The organism is Bacillus sp. PS95, assembly GCF_037963565.1.
Taxonomy (GTDB): domain Bacteria; phylum Bacillota; class Bacilli; order Bacillales; family Bacillaceae; genus Bacillus; species Bacillus subtilis.
The window spans coordinates 2,689,288-2,715,369 of sequence record NZ_CP150160.1 but is presented as its reverse complement, the minus strand read 5'-3'; the positions used below and the strand labels follow the sequence as shown (position 1 = coordinate 2,715,369).

At 43.2% G+C, this 26,082-nt stretch carries 26 protein-coding genes; 19 read left to right on the top strand and 7 right to left on the bottom strand.

Annotated elements, in window-relative coordinates:
- The first annotated feature begins 48 nt into the window (after positions 1 to 48).
- The 7 genes from NSQ12_RS14165 to NSQ12_RS14135 all read left to right on the top strand — a co-directional run bounded on the left by NSQ12_RS14165 (position 49) and on the right by NSQ12_RS14135 (position 6,864).
- Positions 49 to 702 carry an O-methyltransferase gene (locus NSQ12_RS14165; RefSeq protein ID WP_015251578.1) on the top strand — a complete coding sequence of 218 codons (654 nt, stop codon included), beginning with the start codon at positions 49 to 51 and terminating at the stop codon, positions 700 to 702.
- A gap of 5 nt (positions 703 to 707) precedes the next feature.
- Complete coding sequence (locus NSQ12_RS14160) at positions 708 to 1,637, top strand: peptidase U32 family protein (RefSeq protein ID WP_015714428.1); 930 nt, start codon at positions 708 to 710, stop codon at positions 1,635 to 1,637.
- Positions 1,638 to 1,655: 18 nt separating this feature from the next.
- Positions 1,656 to 2,924: a U32 family peptidase gene (locus NSQ12_RS14155; RefSeq protein ID WP_003229802.1), complete on the top strand. Its 1,269-nt coding sequence runs from the start codon at positions 1,656 to 1,658 to the stop codon at positions 2,922 to 2,924.
- Between the two features lie 6 nt (positions 2,925 to 2,930).
- Positions 2,931 to 3,566, top strand: a complete 636-nt coding sequence (udk, locus tag NSQ12_RS14150; protein ID WP_003225916.1) for a uridine kinase — start codon at positions 2,931 to 2,933, stop codon at positions 3,564 to 3,566.
- Positions 3,567 to 3,816: 250 nt separating this feature from the next.
- Positions 3,817 to 4,290: a transcription elongation factor GreA gene (greA, locus tag NSQ12_RS14145; RefSeq protein ID WP_004399078.1), complete on the top strand. Its 474-nt coding sequence runs from the start codon at positions 3,817 to 3,819 to the stop codon at positions 4,288 to 4,290.
- A 53-nt stretch (positions 4,291 to 4,343) separates the two neighbouring features.
- A complete protein-coding gene (locus NSQ12_RS14140; protein WP_004398903.1) occupies positions 4,344 to 6,098 on the top strand; it encodes a penicillin-binding protein 2 in 1,755 nt (584 codons plus the stop codon).
- 64 nt (positions 6,099 to 6,162) lie between these two features.
- A complete protein-coding gene (locus NSQ12_RS14135; RefSeq protein ID WP_003246156.1) occupies positions 6,163 to 6,864 on the top strand; it encodes a YrrS family protein in 702 nt (233 codons plus the stop codon).
- A 36-nt stretch (positions 6,865 to 6,900) separates the two neighbouring features.
- On the opposite strand, the gene NSQ12_RS14130 is transcribed toward NSQ12_RS14135, so the two are convergent.
- The gene (locus tag NSQ12_RS14130; protein ID WP_003229806.1) at positions 6,901 to 7,104 is read right to left on the bottom strand and encodes a YrzA family protein; all 204 of its coding nucleotides are present in this window, start codon (positions 7,102 to 7,104) and stop codon (positions 6,901 to 6,903) included.
- A 192-nt stretch (positions 7,105 to 7,296) separates the two neighbouring features.
- Between NSQ12_RS14130 and NSQ12_RS14125 the strand changes: the two genes are divergently transcribed.
- The 5 genes from NSQ12_RS14125 to NSQ12_RS14105 all read left to right on the top strand — a co-directional run bounded on the left by NSQ12_RS14125 (position 7,297) and on the right by NSQ12_RS14105 (position 11,096).
- Positions 7,297 to 7,938, top strand: coding sequence for a class I SAM-dependent methyltransferase (locus tag NSQ12_RS14125; RefSeq protein ID WP_029318171.1), 642 nt, complete (start codon positions 7,297 to 7,299; stop codon positions 7,936 to 7,938).
- Between the two features lie 20 nt (positions 7,939 to 7,958).
- On the top strand, positions 7,959 to 8,654 hold the full coding sequence (gene mtnN, locus NSQ12_RS14120) for a 5'-methylthioadenosine/S-adenosylhomocysteine nucleosidase (RefSeq protein WP_009967881.1): 696 nt from the start codon (positions 7,959 to 7,961) through the stop codon (positions 8,652 to 8,654).
- Positions 8,655 to 8,718: 64 nt separating this feature from the next.
- Complete coding sequence (locus NSQ12_RS14115; protein ID WP_339174957.1) at positions 8,719 to 9,642, top strand: O-acetylserine dependent cystathionine beta-synthase; 924 nt, start codon at positions 8,719 to 8,721, stop codon at positions 9,640 to 9,642.
- 1 nt (position 9,643) lies between these two features.
- On the top strand, positions 9,644 to 10,783 hold the full coding sequence (locus tag NSQ12_RS14110) for a bifunctional cystathionine gamma-lyase/homocysteine desulfhydrase (RefSeq protein WP_017696065.1): 1,140 nt from the start codon (positions 9,644 to 9,646) through the stop codon (positions 10,781 to 10,783).
- A gap of 82 nt (positions 10,784 to 10,865) precedes the next feature.
- A complete protein-coding gene (locus NSQ12_RS14105; RefSeq protein ID WP_003237358.1) occupies positions 10,866 to 11,096 on the top strand; it encodes a YrhC family protein in 231 nt (76 codons plus the stop codon).
- Positions 11,097 to 11,131: 35 nt separating this feature from the next.
- Here NSQ12_RS14105 and NSQ12_RS14100 read toward each other — a convergent pair whose 3' ends face one another.
- Both NSQ12_RS14100 and fdhF read right to left on the bottom strand, forming a co-directional pair.
- Positions 11,132 to 11,614 carry a DUF1641 domain-containing protein gene (locus NSQ12_RS14100; protein WP_003246168.1) on the bottom strand — a complete coding sequence of 161 codons (483 nt, stop codon included), beginning with the start codon at positions 11,612 to 11,614 and terminating at the stop codon, positions 11,132 to 11,134.
- 18 nt (positions 11,615 to 11,632) lie between these two features.
- Complete coding sequence (gene fdhF / locus NSQ12_RS14095; protein ID WP_010886582.1) at positions 11,633 to 14,575, bottom strand: formate dehydrogenase subunit alpha; 2,943 nt, start codon at positions 14,573 to 14,575, stop codon at positions 11,633 to 11,635.
- A gap of 315 nt (positions 14,576 to 14,890) precedes the next feature.
- Between fdhF and NSQ12_RS14090 the strand changes: the two genes are divergently transcribed.
- The 7 genes from NSQ12_RS14090 (at position 14,891) to cypB (ending at position 21,891) form a co-directional block, all read left to right on the top strand.
- Entirely contained in the window at positions 14,891 to 15,259 is a 369-nt protein-coding gene (locus tag NSQ12_RS14090) for a DUF2294 domain-containing protein (RefSeq protein ID WP_004398508.1), read from the top strand.
- 261 nt (positions 15,260 to 15,520) lie between these two features.
- Complete coding sequence (locus tag NSQ12_RS14085) at positions 15,521 to 16,321, top strand: formate/nitrite transporter family protein (protein WP_003229815.1); 801 nt, start codon at positions 15,521 to 15,523, stop codon at positions 16,319 to 16,321.
- 389 nt (positions 16,322 to 16,710) lie between these two features.
- Positions 16,711 to 16,860 carry a YrzI family small protein gene (locus NSQ12_RS14080; protein ID WP_004399102.1) on the top strand — a complete coding sequence of 50 codons (150 nt, stop codon included), beginning with the start codon at positions 16,711 to 16,713 and terminating at the stop codon, positions 16,858 to 16,860.
- A gap of 156 nt (positions 16,861 to 17,016) precedes the next feature.
- Positions 17,017 to 17,175 (top strand): hypothetical protein, encoded by a 159-nt coding sequence (locus tag NSQ12_RS14075; protein WP_003229817.1) that lies wholly within the window; start codon positions 17,017 to 17,019, stop codon positions 17,173 to 17,175.
- Between the two features lie 187 nt (positions 17,176 to 17,362).
- The gene (locus tag NSQ12_RS14070) at positions 17,363 to 17,905 is read left to right on the top strand and encodes a methyltransferase domain-containing protein (protein ID WP_029727148.1); all 543 of its coding nucleotides are present in this window, start codon (positions 17,363 to 17,365) and stop codon (positions 17,903 to 17,905) included.
- A gap of 221 nt (positions 17,906 to 18,126) precedes the next feature.
- Positions 18,127 to 18,711 carry a transcriptional regulator FatR gene (gene fatR, locus NSQ12_RS14065; protein WP_339174953.1) on the top strand — a complete coding sequence of 195 codons (585 nt, stop codon included), beginning with the start codon at positions 18,127 to 18,129 and terminating at the stop codon, positions 18,709 to 18,711.
- A gap of 15 nt (positions 18,712 to 18,726) precedes the next feature.
- Entirely contained in the window at positions 18,727 to 21,891 is a 3,165-nt protein-coding gene (cypB, locus tag NSQ12_RS14060) for a bifunctional cytochrome P450/NADPH--P450 reductase CypB (protein WP_339174951.1), read from the top strand.
- A gap of 243 nt (positions 21,892 to 22,134) precedes the next feature.
- Here cypB and NSQ12_RS14055 read toward each other — a convergent pair whose 3' ends face one another.
- From NSQ12_RS14055 to sigV, 4 genes are all read right to left on the bottom strand, one after another.
- Positions 22,135 to 22,425, bottom strand: a complete 291-nt coding sequence (locus tag NSQ12_RS14055; RefSeq protein WP_339174949.1) for a YrhK family protein — start codon at positions 22,423 to 22,425, stop codon at positions 22,135 to 22,137.
- Positions 22,426 to 22,558: 133 nt separating this feature from the next.
- Positions 22,559 to 24,463 (bottom strand): peptidoglycan O-acetyltransferase OatA, encoded by a 1,905-nt coding sequence (gene oatA, locus NSQ12_RS14050; protein WP_339174947.1) that lies wholly within the window; start codon positions 24,461 to 24,463, stop codon positions 22,559 to 22,561.
- A 110-nt stretch (positions 24,464 to 24,573) separates the two neighbouring features.
- Positions 24,574 to 25,431: an anti-sigma-V factor RsiV gene (gene rsiV / locus NSQ12_RS14045; protein ID WP_003229823.1), complete on the bottom strand. Its 858-nt coding sequence runs from the start codon at positions 25,429 to 25,431 to the stop codon at positions 24,574 to 24,576.
- Positions 25,431 to 25,931, bottom strand: coding sequence for an RNA polymerase sigma factor SigV (gene sigV / locus NSQ12_RS14040; protein WP_015251591.1), 501 nt, complete (start codon positions 25,929 to 25,931; stop codon positions 25,431 to 25,433). The genes rsiV and sigV overlap by 1 nt, the downstream gene beginning before the upstream one ends.
- Positions 25,932 to 26,082: the final 151 nt, after the last annotated feature.

Sequence of the window (26,082 nt, the reverse complement as noted above, 5' to 3'; positions counted from 1 at the left end):
TGCGCATAAGACTGGGGCACTCCTTTTTAGAACGGGAGGCTGTTTGTAGTGACTGACCGGTATGAACAAATAAATGACTATATAGAAGCATTATTAAAGCCTCGGCCGGATAACGTGAAGAAGCTTGAAGCATATGCAGAAGAACATCATGTCCCGATTATGGAAAAAGCGGGCATGGAGGTGCTGCTTCAAATTTTGTCTGTGAAACAGCCGAAAAAAATACTAGAAATCGGAACGGCCATTGGTTATTCAGCCATTCGAATGGCGCTGGAGCTGCCGTCTGCTGAAATATATACAATTGAACGCAATGAGAAACGGCATGAAGAAGCGGTAAACAATATCAAGGAATTTCAGCTTGATGACCGGATTCATGTTTTTTACGGAGATGCGCTTGAATTAGCCGACGCCGTTCATGTAACCGCGCCTTACGATGTCATTTTTATTGACGCTGCAAAAGGTCAGTATCAAAACTTTTTTCATTTATATGAACCGATGCTTTCACCGGACGGGGTGGTTATAACAGACAACGTGCTGTTTAAAGGTCTGGTGGCAGAGGATTACAGCAAAATAGAACCGAAGAGAAGGCGCAGGCTTGTAGCAAAAATTGATGAATATAATCATTGGCTGATGAATCATCCGGATTATCAAACTGCGATTATTCCTGTCGGGGACGGACTTGCGATTAGTAAAAAGAAGAGGTGAACGTCATGAAAAAACCAGAGCTCTTAGTGACGCCGACAAGTACAGCGGACATTTTGCCGCTCATACAGGCTGGGGCAACTGCGTTTTTAGTTGGGGAACAGAGATACGGCTTGAGATTAGCCGGAGAATTTTCTCGTGAAGATGTAACAAAAGCCGTAGAGATTGCTCACAAAGAAGGGGCAAAAGTATACGTTGCTGTAAATGCAATTTTCCATAATGATAAAGTGGGTGAGCTTGGCGAATATCTGGCTTTCTTAGCAGAAGCCGGTGTCGATGCAGCGGTATTCGGCGATCCTGCCGTGCTGATGGCTGCCCGTGAATCTGCGCCTGATCTGAAGCTTCATTGGAGCACAGAAACGACAGGCACCAACTATTATACATGCAACTACTGGGGACGCAAGGGTGCGGCGCGTTCTGTGCTTGCCAGAGAATTAAACATGGACAGCATTGTTGAGATTAAAGAAAATGCTGAAGTCGAAATTGAAATCCAGGTGCATGGAATGACGTGCATGTTCCAATCGAAGCGTTCTTTGATTGGAAACTATTTTGAATATCAGGGCAAAGTCATGGACATTGAAAGAAAGAAAAAAGAATCAGGCATGTTTTTACACGATAAAGAACGCGATAATAAATATCCGATTTTCGAAGATGAAAACGGCACTCACATCATGAGCCCGAACGATGTGTGCATCATTGATGAGCTCGAGGAATTGATAGATGCCGGAATTGATTCTTTCAAAATCGATGGTGTTTTGAAAACGCCTGAATACCTAATAGAAGTCACCAAAATGTACAGAGAAGCAATTGATTTGTGCGTGGAAAACCGTGACGAATACGAAGCGAAAAAAGAAGACTGGATCGAACGCATTGAAAGCATCCAGCCTGTAAACAGAAAAATTGATACCGGATTCTTCTTCAAGGAAACGGTTTATTAATCAAAAGGAGGTTAAGCTATGACTGCCGTAAATGATAAAATATCCACAATCGTTAATGGAAAGCGTGTGATTACGAAAAAGCCGGAGCTTCTCGCACCTGCGGGTAATCTTGAAAAGCTGAAAATCGCTGTTCATTACGGAGCGGACGCGGTCTTTATCGGGGGACAGGAATACGGGCTGCGCTCGAATGCCGATAACTTTACGATCGAAGAAATTGCAGAAGGCGTTGAATTCGCAAAGAAATATGGCGCGAAGATCTACGTAACAACGAATATTTTCGCTCATAATGAAAACATGGACGGGCTTGAAGACTATTTAAAAGCGCTTGGAGACGCCAACGTTGCCGGTATTATTGTGGCAGATCCGCTTATTATTGAAACATGCCGCAGAGTGGCGCCGAATGTTGAGGTTCACTTGAGCACACAGCAGTCTCTTTCAAACTGGAAGGCTGTCCAGTTCTGGAAGGAAGAAGGTCTCGACCGCGTCGTGCTGGCACGTGAAACTAGCGCTCTTGAAATCAGAGAAATGAAAGAAAAGGTAGATATCGAAATCGAATCCTTCATTCATGGCGCAATGTGTATTGCATATTCCGGCCGCTGCGTGCTGAGCAATCACATGACAGCGCGGGATTCCAACCGCGGAGGCTGCTGCCAGTCATGCCGCTGGGATTATGATCTCTACCAAACAGACGGTGCCAACGCCGTTGCTTTGTATGGTGAAGAAGATGCACCATTTGCGATGAGCCCGAAAGATTTGAAGCTGATTGAATCCATTCCAAAAATGATTGAAATGGGGATCGACAGCTTAAAGATTGAAGGCCGCATGAAATCCATTCACTATGTAGCAACTGTTGTCAGCGTATACCGCAAAGTAATCGATGCTTATTGCGCTGATCCAGAGAACTTTGTGATTCAAAAAGAATGGCTTGAAGAGCTTGATAAGTGCGCCAACAGGGACACTGCGACAGCTTTCTTTGAAGGAACGCCAGGCTATGAAGAGCAAATGTTCGGCGAACACGCCAAGAAAACGACATATGATTTTGTCGGCTTAGTGCTGAATTATGATGAAGATACACAAATGGTCACGCTTCAGCAGCGCAATTTCTTCAAAAAAGGCGACGAAGTGGAATTTTTCGGACCAGAAATCGAAAACTTTACACATACGATTGAAACCATTTGGGACGAAGACGGAAATGAGCTAGATGCTGCCCGCCATCCCCTGCAAATTGTCAAATTCAAACTAGACAAAAAGATTTATCCGAGCAACATGATGAGAAAGGGGAAGTAACAGCCCATGGGTAAGAATCCAGTAGTCATTGGAATCGCAGGAGGTTCCGGTTCAGGAAAAACGAGTGTCACACGGTCCATTTATGAACAGTTTAAAGGACACTCAATTTTAATGATCCAGCAGGACCTTTATTATAAAGACCAAAGCCATCTTCCGTTTGAAGAAAGGCTGAACACAAACTATGATCATCCGCTTGCGTTTGATAATGACTATTTAATCGAGCATATTCAAGATCTATTGAATTACCGCCCGATTGAAAAGCCGATTTATGACTATAAGCTTCACACACGTTCAGAAGAAACGGTTCACGTAGAGCCAAAGGATGTTATTATCCTTGAAGGCATTCTTGTTCTTGAAGACAAAAGGCTTCGTGATCTGATGGATATCAAGCTTTATGTTGATACGGACGCTGACTTGCGTATCATCAGACGGATTATGAGAGATATTAATGAGCGCGGACGCTCTATTGATTCTGTCATTGAACAATATGTGTCAGTGGTCCGTCCGATGCATAACCAATTCGTCGAGCCGACGAAACGATACGCTGATATTATTATCCCGGAAGGCGGTCAGAATCACGTCGCAATTGATCTGATGGTCACAAAAATTCAAACCATTCTTGAACAAAACGCGATTTTGTAATACCATAGCATAGACATAAATAACTCTGACCATATTATGTATAGGCAGGAAGGGAATGTGCGAATTCCCTTCTTTCCCTGTTTATAAACGCGAAATATTTGCAGAACGACACGATTCAGTTTAAGATAAACAGTACCTATATGGGAGAGAAGAACGAGGACTGCCCTGTGTTCTCATTCTTGTATTTTTTAGTTTATGCTCTCATACATAATCGAAGATGTTGAGGGACAACCAGAAGGAGTGAAGGGACATGGCACAAGAGAAAGTTTTTCCTATGACTGCAGAAGGAAAACAAAAACTTGAACAAGAATTAGAATATTTGAAAACGGTTAAACGAAAAGAAGTAGTAGAGCGAATCAAAATTGCGAGAAGCTTCGGAGACCTTTCCGAGAACTCTGAATACGATTCAGCGAAAGAAGAGCAGGCATTTGTAGAGGGCCGCGTGACGACTCTTGAAAATATGATTCGCAATGCGAAAATCATTGAAGATGACGGCGGCTCTAACGTTGTCGGTTTGGGTAAAACCGTCACTTTCGTCGAACTGCCTGACGGTGATGAAGAATCATATACGATCGTCGGAAGCGCGGAAGCTGACCCGTTTGAAGGGAAAATCTCAAACGATTCACCGATCGCAAAAAGCCTCTTGGGCAAAAAAGTAGATGAAGAAGTCACAGTACAAACACCGGGCGGAGAAATGCTCGTGAAAATTGTGAAAATTTCATAATATCTGTTTAGCAGCGAAACACCTCGTCCACAATGTGGGTGAGGTGTTTTTTTATGAAGATATCGAAACGAATGAAGCTGGCAGTCATCGCTTTTTTGATTGTATTTTTTCTGCTTCTGCTGAGACTTGCAGAAATCCAGCTGTTTTTCACAGAATCATTTTCTAAAAAGAAAATTAATTTGATTCAAGAAAGTGTGAAACAGCGGACGGAGGAAGTGCTCATTTCAGATGGAAGAGGCTCTTTTTTAGATCGAAACGGGCGGGCGCTGACAGGACAAAGCGAGCCTGCGGTTGTTTTGTTCCCTTTTCTGCTGACGCAGGATTGGCCGATCAAAAAAGTTGCGGACATCCTCGGCATGTCTGAAGATGATTTGCGCCAGACACTAGGTCAGGCAAAAAAACCGGTCATTTTGCAGCAAAAGAAAATCAAAACACTTTCAAAACAATCTATCACAAAAATCAATTCTTTGAAATATCCCGGCATTTACGGCGTATATATGGAGAATGAAGACAAGCCCAGCCTTGCTTCACATACGATAGGGAGCACGAACCAAGATCCGGCGCTGCTTCGCAAGAAATATCCTGACAAGGAGAGCCTTCCGATTACAACAGAAATCGGAACAACCGGTTTAGAACGGACATTTGACGAGTTTTTGCTTCCGGAACAAGACACAAAGCTTTTATATCATGTGGACGGAAAAGGAAACCCTTTGTTTGGCATGGACGTCAAATATACAGCTGAAGCCAATACATTTTATCCGCTCCAGATCAAAACAACGATCGATCAAAGCATTCAAAAAGCGATGGAGGAGGTATTGGATGAACAGGGGCTGAAAAAGGGAGGAGCTGTGCTGCTGGACATCGAAAATAGCAGTGTTCTGGGAATTGTAAGCAAACCAGATGCAGACGTGTCCCGGCAAAACACACTTCAAAATTATATGCTGACGCCAATCTATCCCGGATCAGTTTTTAAAACAGTCATTGCCGCAGCTGCAATCGAAAATAATATGGTGAAGCCTAGTCAAACCTTTAATTGCAATTTAAACCTGTACGGGGAACCGGGGGACGACAAAGGCACCTTGTCTTTTGATGAAAGTTTTGCCCAAAGCTGTAATTACACATTTACGAGTCTTGCAGAACAATTAATGAAAAAAGACAGCTCGGTTATTGAAGATATGTCCGAGAAGCTGGCTCTCACTGATCGGGCAGGCTGGGAGGGAAAACTGTACCACGAAACCGATTTCCGCCAGCTGTATAACGAAAAAAGCGGCGTGATTTGGGGGGATGAAAAAGACAAATCAGTCAAAAAAGCCATTGCGCAAACAGCAATCGGGCAGAAAAATGTAAAGGTAACGCCGCTGGAGGTAGCCAATATGATGGCGACAATCGCCCGCGGCGGAGAAAAACGGCAGGTGAAAATTGCCGAACAAATTGAGTATAAGAACGGCACAACGCTCGTTACGTTTAAAGATCAGAAGCTCAAAGGGGAAACGATAGACAAATATACGTCACAGCAGCTTCAAAAAATACTGCGGCGGGTAGTAGAATCTCCTTCCGGAACGGGCAGAAGGTTTCAAGATCTTCCGTATACTGTAGCAGGGAAGTCGGGCACAGCCCAGACAGGCAAGCTTTCAAAAGAGAAGGAAACGCTCTACGAAAAATGGTTTGCCGGATATTTTCCCGCGGATAAGCCGAAATACGCTCTAGTTGTTTTACACATGGATACACCGGGAGATAAGGCTCTGACAAATTCGGTGTTTTATGATATTGTTAAAAAAGTACACGAAATTGAAATCAATCAGAAATAGAACAACTTCTCAGCACATGTTAAAATATATGCTGAGCCAAGAGGGATAAAGGAGTGCAGAATTATTGAGCAATAATCAATCTCGTTATGAAAATCGTGATAAACGCAGAAAAGCCAATTTAGTGCTTAACATTTTAATCGCAATCGTATCCATACTAATTGTCGTAGTAGCAGCGAATCTCTTCATTAACAGTCCTTCTAGCAAAGATGTCAGCAAGGATTCTGAAACGGCGCAAAAACAGGAATCTCCGGCTTCAGGAAAGACGGAAAAGAAATCGGATGAGGATATAAAAGACAGCAAGAAAGATACATCTGACAGCGAAAAGGATTCTGAGAAGTCTTCTGACTCTGATTCCAAAAAAGATGATTCTTCTTCTAAAAAAGATGACTCTGATTCAGATTCAAGCTCAGATTCAGCCGGTGACGGGCTTAAAGATGCAAAAGTAACAGAAGGCGGCTCATCGAGCGATGTGGAAAAAACGTATGAAAATCCTGACTGGAAAGCAGTCGGAACTGAGCAGACTGGCGAGCATGCCGCTACTTATGATTCAAGCTCACAAGACTGGGCTGAGATGCTGAAAGCCATTTCGTACGCAACTGGTGTCTCAACAGATAACATGACGGTGCTCTGGCTTGGAAATAACGGCAGCCCTCAGGATGCCAAAGGCAAGATTTTGGACAAGGCGACTGGGAATAAATATCAAGTCACGATTACATGGGTCGATGAAAAAGGCTGGAAGCCGACAAAAGTAGAAAAGCTAAAATAAACAAAAGCAGCCGGGTTAAAACCGGCTGCTTTTGTTTTAGGCTTCAGCTGAGAAATGAACCACCGCGCTGTACAATATTCTTCCTTCTGCCACAGCAGTTTGGTGTGAAACAGATTTCACCCGGAGCATGATGGCTTTATTGTTTTCAATTTGTGTATTGATTTTCTTTTCAAGCTCCTGCAATGAAGCCGCTTCAAAAAATTCCACTTTGTCTTTAATCAGATCTAATTGAAAATTCATGTCTTGACCCTCCAGCTTTCACAAGTCATATGAAGTATAAGCTTTTTTGCGGTCAATGCGCAATATGAGATGGCATAAAATACACAAAGTGTTTTAGTACCTGCTTTTCAGAAGATGTGGTATTATAGGAACTGTTCCATCATTAATCCATAGTATACTTATAGGAATTATTAAATATGGAGTGTGACAAATATGGGCCGTGAATTTATCCCTCTCTTTGAAGATTGGGCAGCAACTTATGATCAAACAGTACAAGGTTTAGATATTCAGTATAAAGAAGCGTTCAGAGGCTACGATCATATCCTTGATGCCATCGTCAGCAAATCTGGAACGCATGTGTTAGAATTTGGCCCGGGGACCGGGAATTTGACAGCTAAGCTGCTCGATGCAGGCAAAACTGTATTTGGAATCGAACCTTCTCCAGCAATGCGTAAACTGGCTTCTGACAAGCTCTCAGGCAGGACGGAAATCGTTGATGGAGACTTCCTGACATTCCCTGAGCCGCCATTTCAGGCTGATACGATTGTCAGTTCATATGCTTTTCATCATTTGACTGACGAAGAAAAGCGGGCTGCCATAAAGCAATATGGCAAATACCTTCACTTGCATGATAAAATAGTGTTTGCCGATACCGTCTTTGAAAATGCGCAAGCGTATCAACAGGCTATCGATAAAGCCCGTTCTCAAGGCTTTTATCAGCTTGCAAATGATTTAGAGACAGAGCATTATCCTACATTGGATGCGTTGAAAGAAATGTTTACAGCTGAAGGTTTTGCAGTCCGATTCACTCAGCAAAACGACTTCGTGTGGATAATGGAGGCGATCAAACGGTAAAGTGAAGGGAATGTGAATAGATGAGACTAGCAGTCATCGGAGCAATGGAAGAGGAAGTTACCATCTTAAGAAACAAACTTGAAAATGCAAAAACAGAAACGATCGCACACTGTGAATTTACAACAGGCGAATATGAAGGAACTGAAGTGATTCTTTTAAAATCAGGAATTGGAAAAGTAAATGCTGCTATCAGCACGACGCTTCTGCTTGACCGTTACAAGCCTGATTATGTCATTAACACAGGCTCAGCCGGCGGATTTCATCATACATTGAATGTAGGGGATGTCGTCATTTCCACTGACGTTCGCCACCATGATGTAGACGTAACGGCTTTTGACTATGAATACGGCCAAGTGCCGGGTCTTCCGGCTGCTTATGCGGCGGATGAAAAGCTGATCAGCATCACTGAAGAAGCGGTATCTGAACTCGACGGCATTCAGGTTGCAAAAGGAACGATTGCAACAGGCGATTCTTTCATGAACGATCCGAAGCGGGTTGAAGAGGTGCGTGCGAGATTTTCTGATCTGTACGCGGTTGAAATGGAGGCTGCGGCAGTGGCTCAAGTATGCCATCAATTTAAAACGCCGTTTGTCGTCATCAGAGCGTTATCAGATATCGCAGGAAAAGAATCACATGTTTCATTTGACCAATTTTTAGAGCAGGCGGCTGTTCATTCAACAGAGCTTGTGTTAAAGGTGATCAAACGAATTCATTAAAACGGGGAGAACGTTCTCCTCCGTTTTTCTCTAAAAACAACCTCTATTAAGGAGGAGGACATATATGACAGTGATTACGGACATTACCGAGCTGATTGGGAATACACCGCTTCTCCGCTTGAAGAACTTTGATGTTCCAGAAGGAGTCGCGGTGTATGCCAAGCTTGAAATGATGAATCCAGGGGGAAGCATCAAAGACAGACTGGGAGATATGCTGATTCGTGACGCGCTCGATTCAGGCAAAGTGAAACCCGGCGGAGTGATTATAGAAGCTACGGCAGGCAATACAGGGATCGGCCTTGCGTTAAGTGCCAGAAAATATGGGCTGAAAGCGATTTTCTGTGTCCCTGAACATTTCAGCAGAGAGAAACAGCAAATTATGCAAGCGCTTGGCGCATCAATCATTCATACACCGCGTCAAGACGGAATGCAGGGAGCCATTCAAAAAGCCATTCAGCTGGAGACTGAAATTGAAAATTCTTATTGCGTTTTGCAATTTAAAAACCGAGTAAATCCATCGACTTACTATAAGACGCTTGGACCTGAAATGTGGGAAGCGCTTGACGGGAATATTCATACATTTGTCGCAGGGGCAGGATCAGGGGGCACATTCGCAGGGACAGCTTCCTTCTTAAAAGAAAAAAATCCAGCAGTCAAAACGGTGATTGTTGAACCGGAGGGCTCGATTTTAAACGGAGGAGAGACCCACGCTCATAAAACAGAGGGCATCGGCATGGAGTTTATCCCCGATTATATGGATAAGAGCCATTTTGACGAGATCTACACCGTAACAGATGAGAATGCGTTTAGACTTGTGAAAGAAGCGGCAGAAAAAGAAGGCCTGCTGATCGGAAGCTCTTCAGGTGCAGCGCTTTATGCGGCATTGGAGGAAGCGAAAAAAGCATCCGCTGGAACTAATATTGTCACAGTATTTCCTGACAGCAGCGATCGATATATCAGCAAACAAATATACGAAGGAGGCATCTGATATGAAGAAAAAAACATTGATGATACATGGCGGAATCACAGGTGATGAGAAAACAGGCGCAGTTTCCGTGCCGATTTATCAAGTAAGCACGTACAAGCAGCCGAAAGCAGGGCAGCATACAGGCTACGAGTATTCAAGAACGGCCAATCCGACTCGAACCGCTCTCGAAGCACTTGTGACAGAACTGGAAAGCGGGGAAGCAGGCTATGCGTTCAGCTCAGGAATGGCTGCCATTACAGCAGTTATGATGCTGTTTAACAGCGGAGATCATGTCGTGTTGACTGATGATGTGTACGGCGGAACATATCGCGTGATGACAAAGGTGCTTAACCGTCTTGGCATTGAATCAACATTTGTTGATACGAGCAGCAGGGAAGAAGTTGAAAAAGCGATTCGCCCTAATACAAAAGCCATTTATATTGAAACTCCGACAAACCCGTTGCTCAAAATCACTGACCTGACGCTCATGGCTGATATCGCAAAAAAAGCGGGTGTTCTGCTTATCGTAGACAATACCTTTAATACTCCTTATTTTCAACAGCCGCTTACTTTAGGCGCTGATATCGTACTGCACAGTGCGACAAAATATCTTGGCGGACACAGTGATGTCGTCGGAGGTTTAGTTGTGACAGCTTCGAAAGAGCTTGGAGAAGAGCTGCATTTTGTGCAAAACTCCACAGGCGGCGTGCTCGGCCCTCAAGATTCCTGGCTGTTAATGAGAGGAATCAAAACGTTGGGACTCAGAATGGAAGCGATCGATCAAAATGCGCGGAAAATCGCAAGCTTTCTTGAGAATCACCCTGCTGTCCAAACGTTATATTACCCTGGTTCTTCAAATCATCCCGGACATGAGCTTGCAAAAACGCAAGGATCGGGCTTCGGCGGCATGATCTCCTTTGATATTGGCAGTGAAGAACGGGTTGATGCGTTTTTAGGAAATCTGAAACTGTTTACCATTGCTGAAAGCCTAGGGGCGGTTGAAAGCTTAATTTCTGTTCCTGCAAGAATGACACATGCCTCTATTCCGAGAGAACGCCGGCTTGAGCTCGGCATTACGGACGGCTTGATCAGAATTTCTGTAGGAATTGAAGATGCGGAAGACTTGTTGGAAGATATCGGCCAAGCGCTTGAAAATATATAACAAATGGATAGAATTACTTTCTCTGTAAGCCGCCGGATTATATTATAATAGTCGTATACTATGAATCTGGCAGGTGATTCTTTTGAACAAAAATAGAATGAAATCTTTAAAAGAAGACTACAAGCATTTTGCTTTTACATTGCTTGCAGTCAGCACTTTTTTATATATAGGCGCAGTTCTCCCTGATCAAGGTTTAACATTAGGCCAGAAATCGACGATGTTTTTAGCGGATTGCGTATTTTTAGCCGGTGCCTTCTTTTGCGCTGACCGTTCACTTATTTACAAGAAGCGTTTGGAAGAAGCCGACGAATAAAAAAACAGCCATCATCAGCGATGGCTGTTTTTCTGTTATTGTTCTCGAAGTTCTTTTCCCATGCCTTTTAAAAACTGAAGGCCGAAGCCGACGGCTCTGTTGATATCAGGATCGTTCATTGCTTTTAACAGGTCGAGAATCCCGACTTTCTTGTCTTCTTTTAAAAAGCTTTGTGCCTGTTCAGTCCCAGCCATTACGCTTTCTAAAAGCTTTGCTGTAAACTCAGGATCGGCTTTTGTCAATGCGCCTCCGGCAGCCATCATCGTGTTGATGAGGTTGGTGACAGGCTCGCGGGAAACTTGGCCAAGCGCAATCTTGGCAATGTCTTCCTTCGCTCTGAGCATGCTTGTTGCCGCATCAAAAATTCCAAGATCATTGAGTTCATTCATTAACGTCATCGTTTTAGAGACGGCGTCCTCATTTTCCGCCAGCAGCTCTTTCAGTTCTTCTATTTTTTCAAGCTTAATTTGCTCAGCTGTTTTTGTTTCTTTTTTGATCGTCGTAATCGGAGTGGCCATTCGTTTTCCTCCTATCGTTTAATCAGTCAGATGGACATAGCCAGGGCGGTTCCATTTTCTTTCTGCTTCGACTCCGTTTTGCGGATGCCGTTTTTTGTTGCGCGGATTTGTTTTTGGAAGCGGCGCTGTTTCACAGCCGCCAAGCACTTCCATGCGGACCTTTGTCTGTTTATAAGCAGGCGTGTTCGTCCGTTTATCAGCTGCAGGGCCCGTCAAGAAGTTAATCGCTGACTCCTTGTCTGTCGAGTTCATTGGCAGATAGAGTTCATTTTTCCGTACCCGGTCTGTGATCAGCGCGTTCAATTTGACTGCTCCGAACGGAGAAACGAGCCGTACAAGCGAACCGTCACAAACACCTCGCTCTTGTGCAAGCTCAGGTGAGATCTCAACGAATACATTCGGCACTTTCGCTTGGATGCCTTTCGATTTATTTGTCATGTTTCCTTCGTGGAAATGCTCCAGCATCCGGCCGTTATTGATATGAAGGTCATATTCCTCCGGAAATGCCGCTGGCTCGGTCCAATCAGAAAGGGCAAAGCGGGCTTTTTTGTCAGGGAAATTAAATCCGTCTTCATACAGAAGCGGTGTGCTTTCACCTGTGAAGCTGCCCCATAGGAAGCTGTTCCAGCCTTCAAGCACCTCATAGCTTGCTTTGGCAAACAGAGGAGAAAGACTCGCCATTTCAGAGAAAATGTCACTTGGATGGCTGTAATTCCAATTCGCTCCTAAACGGTTTGCCACCTCTTGAATAATCCACCAGTCCGGTTTTGCGTCACCAAGCGTCGGAAGCGCCTGATACAATCGCTGGACACGGCGTTCTGTGTTGGTAAATGTTCCGTCTTTTTCAAGTGAAGGAGTGGCCGGCAAGACGACATCAGCATATTGAGCTGTTCTTGACAGGAAGATGTCCTGTACCACGAAGAAATCAAGGCTTGATAAAATATCATGCACATGGTTCGCGTTTGAATCGACCAGTGCCATATCCTCACCGACAAGATACATAGCTTTCATTTTTCCTTCTTCAATGGCATGAAGCATTTGAATATTATCTAAACCAGGCTTTCCATCAATCTCGACACCATATGCCTCTTCAAATTTAGCGCGTGCTTTGTCATCTGTAATATGCTGATATCCCGGCAGCCAGCCAGGCAATGTTCCCATATCACATGCGCCTTGCACGTTATTGTGTCCGCGCAGAGGATAAGCGCCGGCACCTGGACGGCGATAGTTGCCCGTAGCGAGAAGCAGGTTTGAAATGGCTGCTGATGTATCAGAACCGCCTGTATTTTGTGTGACACCCATTCCCCAAAGGACACAAGTGCCGTCAGCATCACGAATCATTTCAGCAATTTGAATGATGTTTTCTTTTGAAAGGCCTGTGATGCGTTCTGCATAATCAAGCGTATACGTTTTAAGGGTTTCTTTATAATCTTCAAAGTAATTGACGTTCTCATCAATAAACGCCTGATCGTGCCAGCCTTGGTCGATCATATATTTCGTAACAGCCATCAGCCAAACTTGGTCTGTGCCTTGTTTAGGGCTGATGAACAGATCAGATCGCTCAGCCATCTCATTTTTACGCAGGTCAGCAACAATCAGTTTTTGACCGTGGAGCTTGTGTGCCCGTTTGACGCGTGTTGCGAGCACTGGGTGTCCTTCCGCCGGATTGGCACCGACAATGATGACCAGGCCTGCTTTGGCAATATCTTTAATCGTGCCGGCGTCACCGCCCATGCCGACAGTGCGGAACAATCCGTCTGTAGCAGGAGACTGGCAGTAGCGTGAGCAGTTATCGACGTTGTTTGTTTCAAATACCTGACGCGCTAGTTTTTGAATGACGTAGTTTTCTTCATTCGTAATTTTAGAAGAAGAAATAAACCCTACAGAGCCTTTACCGTACTGCTCTTTAATTGATCCTAATCTGCTTGCGACAAGATCGAGGGCTTCTTCCCAAGAAGATTCCACAAAGGCTCCGTTTTTACGGATTAAAGGCTTTGTGATCCGCTCTTTTGAATTGACAAAATCCCAGCCGAATTTCCCTTTGACACATGTGGAAATTGCGTTAACCGGAGCATCAGAAACAGGCTGGATCTTTAAAATATCCCGTCCTTTTGTCCATACTTCAAATGAACATCCGACACCGCAGAACGTACATACAGTTTTCGTTTTTTTCGTTCTCGTTTCACGCATTGCCGCTTCGACTTCAGAAATGGCAAAAATGCTGCCATACCCCGGTTCAACATTTTTCACGAGATCAATCATCGGTTCCATGACGTCCTCTTTAATGCCTGTCATAAAACCAGCCTGCCCGAGCATTGATTTTTCCATCAGTGCATTACATGGACATACTGTTACACACTGACCGCAGCTGACACAGGAAGATTCATTGATCGGAACTCCCTCATCCCAAATGACGCGAGGGCGTTCGCGTTCCCAGTCGATTGAGAGTGTTTCATTTACCTGAAGGTTTTGACAGACCTCAACACACTGGCCGCAGGCAATACATTGGTTTGGATCATAGCGGTAAAAAGGATGAGACATATCAACCGCGCAAGAAGGATCTTCTTTTGGCGTGTATGGGTATTTTTGATGCTCGATCCCCATCATTTCCGCTGTATTATGCAGCGTACAGTTTCCATTGTTGTTATCGCAAACTGTACAATACAGCAAATGATTTTCAAGAAGGCGGTCCATCGCTTCGGTTTGCGCTTCTTTCACTCGATTTCCTGAAAGATCAATAGACATCCCGTTTTCTGCAACCGTCGCGCATGAACGAACCAGCTTGCCGTTTGCCTCTACTATGCAAGTATCACAAGTTTGAATCGGGTCAACCTCTGGTACGTGGCAAATCTGCGGGTACTCAATTCCGTTTTCATTTAAAATATCTAAAATTGTGGCCCCTGCTCGTGCTTGAATTTCTGTTCCGTCTACACGGACACTGATCGACTTAACGTCCATCATATTCATATTCCCCTCCATCTTTCTTTCAAGAAGTCAAAAAAAGCCATGTATAGATACACCTGCCCTTAATTCTAAGAAGGTGTAAACACACATGGCGGAATAGTTCACTAGCAAGTCTTACTAACAGACCAATCCTTGATTTTTATAAAACGATAGACTCATAACAAGATCCTATTACAAATCCATCAACACTGCTTTTATTATAATGTGATATTTATTATAATACAATATGGCAGGAAAATTTTAACCAAGTGAAATGTCCTGAGGGGAACCGGGAAAAGCCTTTATAAGGCAATATCGGAAGGGGTAATCAGCATGTCTAAAAAAATTCATGAATTCAATGATATCATTCGAAAACTTCGCAAAGAATTGTTCGGAAAAGGGCCTGAGAGAATTCATACTGTATTTGTAGAAAACATGGCAGTTTCAACACTATACGGAAATCTGAGTGCAAGCGAGCAGTTTATCGCCCGCACGCCTGAAGGAAGAGAGATGGTACATGCGGCCCGGACAAGCCTAATTCAAGACCTTTATTCCAAACAAACACCGGAAGGAATGGAGGAACTCATGGGAGCTAAGCTAGTCCATTTGTTTTCTGATATTAAAATTGAGGAAAACATCGCTGTATCTGTATTTGTTTTTGACCGAAAAATAGATGAGCAAAAAGAAGCTCTGCAAAGCTAGTATATTTGTTATTGACACAAATTTGTCACATTTGATATGATGTTGCTACAGTTATAGAAGGCTAAAGCAATGGAATGTATGCACGAACTGTATATATTCTCTTTCAATATCTTCATACTGCTTGATATTGTTGTATGGGTATGCATACAAGTTAGGCAGCATTCAAACGCCTGGTTTGACACAGGTTATTTGAGTGCTGCCTTTTTTATTGCCTTTCTTGCATAACTGTGAGAAAAGAAGAAGTAATGGAGGCGTTTAATTATGGCTTTTCGAAAACCGGATGAAATAGCGGAAGCAGCAATTGAAGCAGGGATGAAAAAAATAAAGCTTCCGCTGCCGTCACTGCTCGTGCTGGGGTTTTTAGGCGGTGCATTTATCGCGCTTGGGTATTTGCTTGATATCAGGGTAATCGGCGATCTTCCGAAAGAATGGGGGAGCCTGTCCAGTTTGATTGGAGCAGCAGTATTTCCAGTCGGCCTGATCCTTGTCGTACTCGCTGGCGCTGAACTGATCACAGGCAATATGATGTCAGTTGCGATGGCGCTATTTTCGAGAAAAATCTCAGTAAAAGAGTTAGCGATTAACTGGGGAATCGTCACAATTATGAACTTAATCGGCGCATTGTTTGTTGCGTACTTTTTCGGGCATTTGGTTGGATTGACTGAAACAGGTCCTTATTTAGAAAAAACGATTGCCGTTGCCCAAGGAAAGCTTGATATGAGCTTTGGCAAGGTTCTCATTTCCGCCATCGGCTGTAACTGGCTTGTATGTCTTGCAGTGTGGCTTTCTTTCGGCGCCCAAGACGCAGCAGGAAAAATCCTTGGCATCTGGTTCCCAATCATGGCTTTTGTGGCTATCGGATTTCAGCACGTTGTCGCCAACATGTTTGTGATTCCTGCTGCCATTTTTGCAGGCTCATTCACGTGGGGGCAGTTCATCGGAAACATCATTCCGGCTTTTATCGGTAATGTCATCGGCGGAGCTGTATTTGTCGGTCTCATTTATTTTATTGCATATCATAAGAAAGACCGTTCCAGAAAAGAAATGAAGCAGGTGTCATGACCAACGGGCAAATCCATTCGATGATTTGCACAATTTCCGTCCATTTTTAGAAAAAGATGTTTACAAAATGGAATTTGGTGGATATACTTACAAAGTAAGAAAAAAAGCAAAGGAGGCTGAACCAAAATGACAATGAGACAACGACGTCAACCTGTACGTGATACACATGTAAAAGTTCATGGTTTATTCAGCCTGTGGAAGAGTTCGTGTCCTTCCTTAACCGATGCTTATCGCACGCATTAAATTCGGAATAGTCGGACATACGCAACTCCCCGCAGGCAGTAGAGGCATTGGTGTCTTCTTTGTCTGCGGTTTTTATTTGCCCGCGGCAGAAGGGGTGTGCCGCGGGTTATTTCGCTTGATGCGGACTTTGAAAGGGGGTGAGCGATATGACGATTAACCTATTCTTTTTAACGTTAACGATTAAAAAACGGTTTAAAAGCCTGGAAGAATTCGAACGAGAACAGCAGATTGAACAAATTTATGATGAAATGAAAGAGTCTCAGTTAAAGCATCTTTATTTAACAAACTGGCGCTAAAAGCAACGAAAAAAACTGAAGGGGGAATGGCATATGCTTAGAATGGAACTATTGATGCATTATACTATGGAGAAGGACCAAGTTTAGCGAAACAGCTGTCAAGAAAATGCCTGCCTGCATACAATAAATCAACGTTACTGTGAGGCAGGTGATGGCATGATGAACGATTATCAAAAAAGGCTGCCGTCGATTGGCCATGGTTATGCGTCCATGCCGCATTCCTTCAAACATGGTTATGGAAATCCATTCCGACAGCAGAGGCTGATGGCAATGCAGCAGCAAAGGCTGTATGTATTCCCTTATCATTGGCATTAGAAAGAGGGCAGAAAACATTTTGTTTTCTGCTTTTTTTGCGGAAAAAAATGAAAAAGTTTAGTTCTATTGAAACATTTTTCAATACATTGCCGTCTAGTTGATACCTTCCTTCACTTTTAGAATGAAGATGATGTTTATTTTTTTAAGATAATAAATAAACATAGGAAACCAAAAGCAGGTGTTTAAAATGCTAGAAAATAGACTCTATAAACGATCAGATTTTTGGAAATTATTTTCTCGGAAATATAAGCTAACCAAAACAATTGAGCATATGATGATTGACTCTATAGATATACAAGAAAATGACAGAATTTTAGAAATTGGAATTGGAAACGGCACTGTCTTTAAAAGCATAACCAAGAAACTAGAAAAGGGAAGCCTAAAAAGCATTGATCCTTCAAAACGAAAGGTAAGACAGATATCACGTGCGAATCGAAAGAACATGGGGAACGGGGAGGTTTTTCATGGCTATCCAGAGGACATTCCCTTTGATGACCGTACCTTTAATAAAGTCTTTTCTTTACATACGGTTCAAAGCTGCACCAATATTAGGCTTGCATTAAGAGAAATTTACAGGGTACTTCAAATTGACGGCCGGTTTTATATCAGTATTGACACAAATACCGGTGAAAAAGAGAAAACGTATATTCAACTGCTGAAAGACCAGCATTTCAGGGATCTTTCTGTTATCAGGCGTGATTCCTGTCTATGTATTGTGGCTGTCAAATAAAAAATTTCTCGGGAAATATATCCAAGATCCTCGCATTAGGATTTGGGTATATTTTCTTAATTTTTTATTTTTTGCATATACTTTATATTAAAAAAAGTTTTTTTCATATAAACTTATAACAGAAGAAAGAACAAAGAGGTGATATCAGACAGGGCAGACATTCTTTGTGAACAAAAGGAATGAATATTCATTCCGCAAACGAATCGGAGGTTGTAGATTACATGTTATCCGCATCCAGCAGTAAATACGACATGATTATAAAAGCGTCAGTCTCACTTTTTACGGAAAGGGGTTTTGACGCTACCACTATTCCTATGATAGCTGAACGTGCTCATGTAGGGACAGGAACGATCTATCGTTATTTTGACAGCAAAGAAACACTCGTCAACGTACTGTTTCAAGAAAGCATCCAGCGATTTACGGAAAAACTGAAGCAAGACGTTTCAGAATTGCCTGTCAGAGAAGGCTTTCACCACGTATTTTGCTGTCTCGTTCAGTTTACGAAAGAGAGCGACTATGCGCTTTTTTTTCTTGAAACCAAAAAAGACGCTCATTACTTAAATCATACAAGCAAAAAAATGATAGAAAATCTGACTCAAATGCTTGATGACTATTTTAATAAGGGAAAAGCGGAAGGCGTGATTCGCAGCCTGCCCTCTAATGTGTTAATTGCGATTGTATTAGGGGCGTTTCTCAAGATATATCAGCTCGTTCAAACAGGTGATATAGAGATGGACACTGATTTAATTACTGAATTGGAACAATGCTGCTGGGACGCCATTAAGCTTCATTCATCACAAAAATAGGAAAGGGAGATGTTAATGAAACAGGCAAGCGCAATACCTCAGCCCAAAACATACGGACCTTTAAAAAATCTTCCGCATCTGGAAAAAGAACAGCTTTCTCAATCCTTATGGCGGATAGCTGATGAATTGGGGCCGATTTTCCGTTTTGATTTTCCGGGAGTATCCAGTGTTTTTGTCTCGGGCCACAATCTTGTGGCTGAAGTGTGTGATGAAAGCCGCTTCGACAAGAACCTTGGCAAAGGCTTGCAAAAGGTGCGCGAATTCGGGGGAGATGGCTTATTTACAAGCTGGACGCACGAACCGAACTGGCAAAAAGCCCACCGCATTTTGCTGCCGAGTTTTAGTCAAAAAGCGATGAAAGGCTATCATACTATGATGCTGGATATCGCAACCCAGTTGATTCAAAAGTGGAGCCGGTTAAACCCTAATGAAGAAATTGATGTAGCAGACGATATGACACGTCTGACGCTTGATACGATTGGGTTGTGCGGGTTTAACTATCGATTCAACAGCTTTTACCGTGATTCACAGCATCCGTTTATCACCAGTATGCTCCGTGCCTTAAAAGAGGCGATGAATCAATCAAAAAGACTGGGCCTGCAAGATAAGATGATGGTGAAAACGAAGCTGCAGTTTCAAAAGGATATAGAAGTCATGAACTCCCTGGTCGATAGAATGATAGCGGAGCGAAAGGCGAATCCGGATGAAAACATCAAGGATCTCTTGTCTCTCATGCTTTATGCCAAAGATCCAGTAACCGGTGAAACGCTGGATGATGAAAACATAAGGTATCAAATCATCACATTTTTAATTGCTGGACATGAGACGACAAGCGGTTTGCTTTCCTTTGCGATTTATTGTCTGCTTACACATCCGGAAAAACTGAAAAAAGCTCAGGAGGAAGCGGATCGCGTGTTAACGGATGACACGCCTGAATATAAACAAATCCAGCAGCTCAAATACATTCGGATGGTTTTAAATGAAACCCTCAGACTGTATCCAACAGCTCCGGCTTTTTCTCTATATGCGAAGGAGGATACTGTTCTAGGCGGGGAATATCCGATCAGTAAAGGGCAGCCAGTCACTGTTTTAATTCCAAAACTGCACCGGGATCAAAACGCTTGGGGACCGGATGCGGAAGATTTCCGTCCAGAACGGTTTGAGGATCCTTCAAGTATCCCTCACCATGCGTATAAGCCGTTTGGAAACGGACAGCGCGCTTGTATTGGCATGCAGTTTGCTCTTCAAGAAGCGACAATGGTTCTCGGTCTTGTATTAAAGCATTTTGAATTGATAAACCATACTGGCTACGAACTAAAAATCAAAGAAGCATTAACGATCAAGCCGGATGATTTTAAAATTACTGTGAAACCGCGAAAAACAGCGGCAATCAATGTACAGAGAAAAGAACAGGCAGACATCAAAGCAGAAACAAAGCCAAAAGAAACCAAACCTAAACACGGCACACCTTTACTCGTTCTTTACGGTTCAAACCTTGGGACAGCTGAGGGAATAGCCGGTGAACTGGCTGCTCAAGGCCGCCAGATGGGCTTTACAGCTGAAACGGCTCCGCTTGATGATTATATCGACAAGCTCCCTGAAGAAGGGGCAGTCGTCATTGTAACGGCTTCTTATAATGGGGCGCCGCCTGATAATGCTGCCGGCTTTGTAGAGTGGCTGAAAGAGCTTGAGGAAGGCCAATTGAAAGGTGTTTCCTATGCGGTATTCGGCTGCGGAAACCGGAGCTGGGCCAGCACGTATCAGCGGATTCCCCGCCTGATTGATGACATGATGAAAGCAAAGGGGGCATCGCGTTTAACAGAGATTGGGGAAGGTGACGCCGCCGATGATTTTGAAAGCCATCGTGAGTCTTGGGAAAACCGCTTCTGGAAGGAAACGATGGACGCATTTGATATTAACGAAATAGCCCAGAAAGAAGACAGGCCTTCATTATCGATTACTTTTCTCAGTGAAGCGACGGAAACGCCGGTTGCTAAAGCATATGGCGCGTTTGAAGGGATTGTGTTAGAGAATCGCGAACTCCAGACAGCTGACAGCACGCGTTCAACCCGCCATATCGAATTGGAAATTCCGGCTGGTAAAACATATAAAGAAGGCGATCATATCGGAATCCTGCCGAAGAACAGCAGGGAGCTTGTTCAGCGGGTTCTCAGCCGATTCGGTTTGCAGTCCAATCATGTGATAAAAGTAAGCGGAAGCGCTCATATGGCTCATCTGCCGATGGATCGGCCGATCAAAGTAGTGGATTTATTGTCGTCCTATGTAGAGCTGCAGGAACCGGCATCAAGGCTTCAGCTTCGGGAGCTGGCCTCTTATACAGTCTGTCCGCCGCATCAAAAAGAGCTGGAACAGCTCGTTTCAGATGCTGGCATTTACAAAGAGCAGGTACTTGCAAAACGTCTTAACATGCTTGATTTTTTAGAGGATTATCCTGCCTGCGAAATGCCGTTTGAACGGTTTTTAGCACTTTTGCCATCACTAAAACCGAGATACTATTCCATTTCAAGTTCACCGAAAGTTCATGCTAATATCGTGAGCATGACGGTAGGAGTTGTGAAAGCCTCAGCATGGAGCGGCCGAGGTGAATACCGGGGTGTCGCCTCTAATTATTTAGCAGAATTGAATACAGGTGATGCAGCAGCCTGTTTCATTCGTACGCCGCAGTCCGGATTCCAGATGCCGGATAATCCTGAAACGCCTATGATTATGGTCGGGCCGGGCACAGGAATTGCGCCATTCAGGGGCTTTATTCAGGCAAGATCGGTTTTGAAGAAGGAAGGAAGCACTCTTGGTGAAGCGCTTTTATACTTCGGCTGCCGCCGCCCGGACCATGACGACCTTTACAGAGAAGAGCTGGATCAAGCGGAACAGGACGGTTTGGTCACAATCCGCCGATGCTACTCACGCGTCGAAAACGAACCAAAAGGATATGTCCAGCACTTGCTCAAGCGAGATACGCAGAAATTGATGACACTCATTGAAAAAGGGGCTCATATTTACGTATGCGGTGATGGATCGCAAATGGCTCCTGACGTAGAGAAAACTTTGCGATTGGCGTATGAAGCTGAAAAAGGAGCAAGTCAGGAAGAATCAGCTGAATGGCTGCAAAAGCTGCAAGATCAAAAACGTTATGTAAAAGACGTTTGGACAGGAATGTAAAATATAAAATCCCGCCAATCTGATTGGCGGGATTGCTTTGCATATGAGAAAACCGGCACGATAATGAAATCTACTGAAAAGGATGTTATAGGGAGTATCGCGCCGGCCTTATTATTCATATCGGCATGCAGAGGCAAAAGTTTAGTTCTTTTTACCTTATTTTTAAAAATAAATAGTCTGAAAGTCTTGTTTTTGATTTTCAACTCAGGCTTTTGGCATTTTGTTCTTTCTTATTCCTTAAGATCAGTCATCTGTTGAAGATTGATGCTTGAATTGCTGTTCCACATGCTTACGGTAATGAAAGTCATGAATCAGCCGAATGGTCGGCCTGATTAACAGCAGCAAGCTTCCGATCGCAAACAGCCATATCCCTGCCGACATTAATCGGTCATAAAAAAAGAAAAAGCTCCCTACGAGAAACAAAGCACCAATGATAAAATCGTTTACTGTATAAAGAATCTTATATCGTTTTTTGAAAAAAAGCTCATATCGTTTCAGCTCTTTTTGGATGTCACGTTCTTCATTTCCTTTCATTATCATCCCTCCATTCAATTTTGGCTTACCCTTACGTAAACGGCATGTAAACATAAGGGCTGCCTTGCTGAAAGGAGACATAATCAACGATCAGAAACTAAAGTGAAAAAGTAATCCGCATAGGATCTCTTTTTTATGATTTCATCGCCTGAACAATAAGAGCAGTCAAAGCTTTTGCCCCTTTAGGAACCAAGTGAACACCATCAGGGGTAAAATATTCTGGATGCTGAAGAGCTTCTGTATGCCAGTCAACTAACGTAACATTTTGATGTGCGTGGGCCTGGTGCTGTAAAGACTCATTAACCTTGCTTTCCCATTGGCGGGGAACCCGTGTATTGACAAGATAGATATGAGCTTTTGAGAAAGATTGAAGCAGTTGTTCGATTTGGCTGTTTGTAAAGTAGCCATTGGTTCCAAGCTCAATGATGACAGCCTTGTTCGGCTGATTAAAAGACTTGTATTCCCTTGCGAGTTCCAAAGCTTGAGACATTTGTCTCCCCACCTTTCCATCAATCGTCACATGTGAAAGTGACTGACGCAGGTGTGAAGAAATATCAAGCATGACGGAATCTCCTATAGCTAACACCTCTTTCGCAGTGTCTGCTGGTTTTTTCGCCTGTTGAGATTGCGTGTCTTTCTTTTTATGAGTCTCTTGCCCACTATCTTTGTTTTCCTTTTGACGTTGATCGGATTCTGTTGTCTTTTGTTCAGGATTGTGTTTTTTATCTGCTGCAGCGTTCTTTTTATCCCCAGAAGCCTGGCTGGTGTCAGCATTTGTTTCTTGTGAGCTATATGTCCATTTGGTAGGGTGCTTTTGCTCGCCGGCTAGCCCTGACAGCCCGCCTGCAAAAATAAGTATAGCGAAAATGATGAAACCAATTGACATTTTGCTGATGACAGATGTCGTTTTCCATTCCTTGATTCTATGTATAAAAACACGGCGGAAAAATGACCTAAATCCCTGTGTCCGTATCGGCTTCTCAATAAAATGGTAGGAAAGCTCGGCAAGTATACATGTCACAATGACCTTTAGCACGATATGCCAAAAAACAGGGTTTCCGATTTCTTGAACTGGCGTGCTTAACACAATAACAGGGTAGTGCCAAAGATAAATTCCGTAAGACCTCGTTCCAAGCCACCGAAGCGGCCTCCATGAAAGCAGATTGCCTAAAAAGCTGCTCGGATGGCAAACACATGCAATAAGGATTGCGGCAGTCACGCTAATGAATAGCATTCCGCCTCTGTAAAGAAAAGGCTCGTATTCATCTGTGAAATAGACACACAACACTAAAATACAAAATGCCGAAAATTCAGTGGCGTGCAAAGTGTGCTTCAGTTTGCTAGGCAGCCTGTTGGAAGACAGCCTTTTCATCGGCCATACCAAAGCCAAGGCACATCCGATGAGAAGTCCAAACGAACGAGTGTCTGTGCCATAGTAAACGCGGCTCGGATCTCCGCCAGGTTCATACAGTACGCTCATCATCACGGCTGAACAAAGCGCAAGCAATGATATCACCGCAGCCAATCTGGCGCGGCTTTTCATTATGTACATTCCAACAACTAAGAACATCGGCCATATGATATAAAATTGTTCTTCAATCGCCAGCGACCAAAGGTTTTTTAGAGGTGATGGGGAACCGAAACTATCAAAATATGATAGCTTGTGAAAAATAAACCACCAATTGCTCATATAAAAGAGAGAAGAGATCGCATCTCCACGTAGAGTGTGCAATAGTTCTCGATCAAACAATACGACCCACACAACAGTGGAAAAGATCATAAGGTACGCTGCCGGCAGAAGCCGCCGAATGCGGCGCACCCAAAAATCCCGAAAATCAAGATTGATATCATTTCCATATGCCGGTAATAGAATAGATGTAATCAAATATCCGGATAAAACAAAAAAGATATCAACTCCGATAAAACCACCGTTAGCCCAATTGAAATTTAGGTGATAAGCGATAACTGACAGGACGGCAAAAGCGCGAAGGCCATCAAGTCCAGGGATGTATCGATGATGCTCTGTCTTGTGATACATGGGTATTCCTCCAATAGTATGCAAATATTCTCGTTGTTTTTGGTAGCGAGGTTACGACCTCGAATAGAGAAGAGAGAAAACATCCATAATCTTAGATGGATGTTTTTATTTTATCGAATATAACGTTCTCCCACGAGCAAGTTTGAAATGACGCCGGTTGGAATTGTAAACTCTGTAACGCCCATATAGCCGGGGGCGACTTCATATTCGTCAAATGAGATCACAAGTTTATGGTCTTCAGTAATGTAAAACGTCTGATCAGGAAGAATCGTTTTGAACGGTTCTGCATCTTCGTCAGTGAGCCAATATATTTTATTTGGATCTTCCTTCATTTGCTGTTTCATTTGTTCTTTGATGTTTTGACTGATGACTTTGATATAGCGCTCATCTTTGAATAAGCTTTTTAATGTAAGTAAAATATCATTCTTTTTGTCAATTGTAATATAACGGCTTTGTGTGTAGGAAGATGCTTGTGTTGTTTCAATATTGCGCCGGATAGAGAGTAAATCTGGCGTGTCTGTGACCGTCTCGTAATCACTGTAGATGCTGAGATGCCCTTTTTTGTTTTTGGATGTGGACTGTATAAACTCTTTATACAGCTGCTGGCTTTCTTTCAAGTATTTCTGGTTAATGCTGTTTTCAAGCTCTTTATTAGAAAGCCCGGACAAAGCAGGTGTTTTGACATCAATGCTTGATTGGTCTTTTTCCTCTTTGATTTCAATAAAGGTGATCGCTTTGACGATTTTGCCGATGACAGGGATCTTGGACATAGCCTGAGCGGCGTCCGGGTTGATATTAACAAGCGCAGTGAATAAAATAGCTGCAGCGATTGCTGCTGATGTCGGCCACATGACGATTCTTTTCTTTTTTGGTTCTTGCTGAAGGGCTTTTTCAACAATGATATCCAATTCTTTAGGAATCTGAACATTTTTATATTCTTCTCTTAATTGCTGTAATCTCTTATCCATTAAGAAAGATCCTCCTTCGTCAATTGAATGCGCATCAGCTTCAATGCTCTGTATAGGCGCGTTTTGACGGTATTCGTGTTTTCTCCTGTAATTTCCGCAATTTCTTCTAATTTGAGGTCTTCAAAAAAACGTAAAATAATAATGGTTTTATAGCGGTACGGCAATTCGTCAAGCGCTTCATGGAGATCAGTATCCTTGTAATGGTCTTCCTTTCCTTTGCTTAAAAATTCTATCGTTTCGTCGTCCATCACTCTTATCTTTTTTTGTTTGCGCAAAAAATCAATGGCTGTCCGTACTAAAATTTTATAAAACCAGCTTTTTATCGTCCCAGGGTTCCTGACCGTTTCAACTGAGCTCAGCGCTTTTTTTATCGATTCCTGAACAATATCTAATGCGTCATCTTGATTTTTCACATAACTGAAAGCCAACCTGTAGAAATCTTGCTTATGGTCAGTTATGCATGTGACAAGCAACGCTTTTGTTGTTTGTTTTTTCTTCATTGCAATAAAGGGCTCCTTTTTGAATATACGTATATCGTAGGCTGTTACCTAGGATAGACGCGGCAGGCTGAAAAATAGTTTGCGCAGAATCACATTTTTTTAAAAGAGAGAAGTAAATCAGCATGGGGGGTTTATGCATAAAAAAACAAGG

Excerpts from the sequence above, each read along its gene's own strand:
- NSQ12_RS14085 (WP_003229815.1), top strand. The coding sequence starts at position 15,521 with ATGGCTTTTCGAAAACCGGATGAAATAGCGGAAGCAGCAATTGAAGCA.
- NSQ12_RS14155 (WP_003229802.1), top strand. The coding sequence starts at position 1,656 with ATGACTGCCGTAAATGATAAAATATCCACAATCGTTAATGGAAAGCGT.
- NSQ12_RS14110 (WP_017696065.1), top strand. The coding sequence starts at position 9,644 with ATGAAGAAAAAAACATTGATGATACATGGCGGAATCACAGGTGATGAG.
- NSQ12_RS14090 (WP_004398508.1), top strand. The coding sequence starts at position 14,891 with ATGTCTAAAAAAATTCATGAATTCAATGATATCATTCGAAAACTTCGC.
- NSQ12_RS14125 (WP_029318171.1), top strand. The coding sequence starts at position 7,297 with ATGGGCCGTGAATTTATCCCTCTCTTTGAAGATTGGGCAGCAACTTAT.
- oatA (WP_339174947.1), bottom strand. The coding sequence starts at position 24,463 with ATGTATCACAAGACAGAGCATCATCGATACATCCCTGGACTTGATGGC.
- NSQ12_RS14160 (WP_015714428.1), top strand. The coding sequence starts at position 708 with ATGAAAAAACCAGAGCTCTTAGTGACGCCGACAAGTACAGCGGACATT.
- NSQ12_RS14055 (WP_339174949.1), bottom strand. The coding sequence starts at position 22,425 with ATGAAAGGAAATGAAGAACGTGACATCCAAAAAGAGCTGAAACGATAT.
- cypB (WP_339174951.1), top strand. The coding sequence starts at position 18,727 with ATGAAACAGGCAAGCGCAATACCTCAGCCCAAAACATACGGACCTTTA.
- NSQ12_RS14070 (WP_029727148.1), top strand. The coding sequence starts at position 17,363 with ATGCTAGAAAATAGACTCTATAAACGATCAGATTTTTGGAAATTATTT.
- sigV (WP_015251591.1), bottom strand. The coding sequence starts at position 25,931 with ATGAAGAAAAAACAAACAACAAAAGCGTTGCTTGTCACATGCATAACT.
- fatR (WP_339174953.1), top strand. The coding sequence starts at position 18,127 with ATGTTATCCGCATCCAGCAGTAAATACGACATGATTATAAAAGCGTCA.
- NSQ12_RS14115 (WP_339174957.1), top strand. The coding sequence starts at position 8,719 with ATGACAGTGATTACGGACATTACCGAGCTGATTGGGAATACACCGCTT.
- udk (WP_003225916.1), top strand. The coding sequence starts at position 2,931 with ATGGGTAAGAATCCAGTAGTCATTGGAATCGCAGGAGGTTCCGGTTCA.
- NSQ12_RS14100 (WP_003246168.1), bottom strand. The coding sequence starts at position 11,614 with ATGGCCACTCCGATTACGACGATCAAAAAAGAAACAAAAACAGCTGAG.
- fdhF (WP_010886582.1), bottom strand. The coding sequence starts at position 14,575 with ATGATGGACGTTAAGTCGATCAGTGTCCGTGTAGACGGAACAGAAATT.
- NSQ12_RS14075 (WP_003229817.1), top strand. The coding sequence starts at position 17,017 with ATGATGAACGATTATCAAAAAAGGCTGCCGTCGATTGGCCATGGTTAT.
- NSQ12_RS14140 (WP_004398903.1), top strand. The coding sequence starts at position 4,344 with ATGAAGATATCGAAACGAATGAAGCTGGCAGTCATCGCTTTTTTGATT.
- mtnN (WP_009967881.1), top strand. The coding sequence starts at position 7,959 with ATGAGACTAGCAGTCATCGGAGCAATGGAAGAGGAAGTTACCATCTTA.
- rsiV (WP_003229823.1), bottom strand. The coding sequence starts at position 25,431 with ATGGATAAGAGATTACAGCAATTAAGAGAAGAATATAAAAATGTTCAG.
- greA (WP_004399078.1), top strand. The coding sequence starts at position 3,817 with ATGGCACAAGAGAAAGTTTTTCCTATGACTGCAGAAGGAAAACAAAAA.
- NSQ12_RS14080 (WP_004399102.1), top strand. The coding sequence starts at position 16,711 with ATGACGATTAACCTATTCTTTTTAACGTTAACGATTAAAAAACGGTTT.
- NSQ12_RS14130 (WP_003229806.1), bottom strand. The coding sequence starts at position 7,104 with ATGAATTTTCAATTAGATCTGATTAAAGACAAAGTGGAATTTTTTGAA.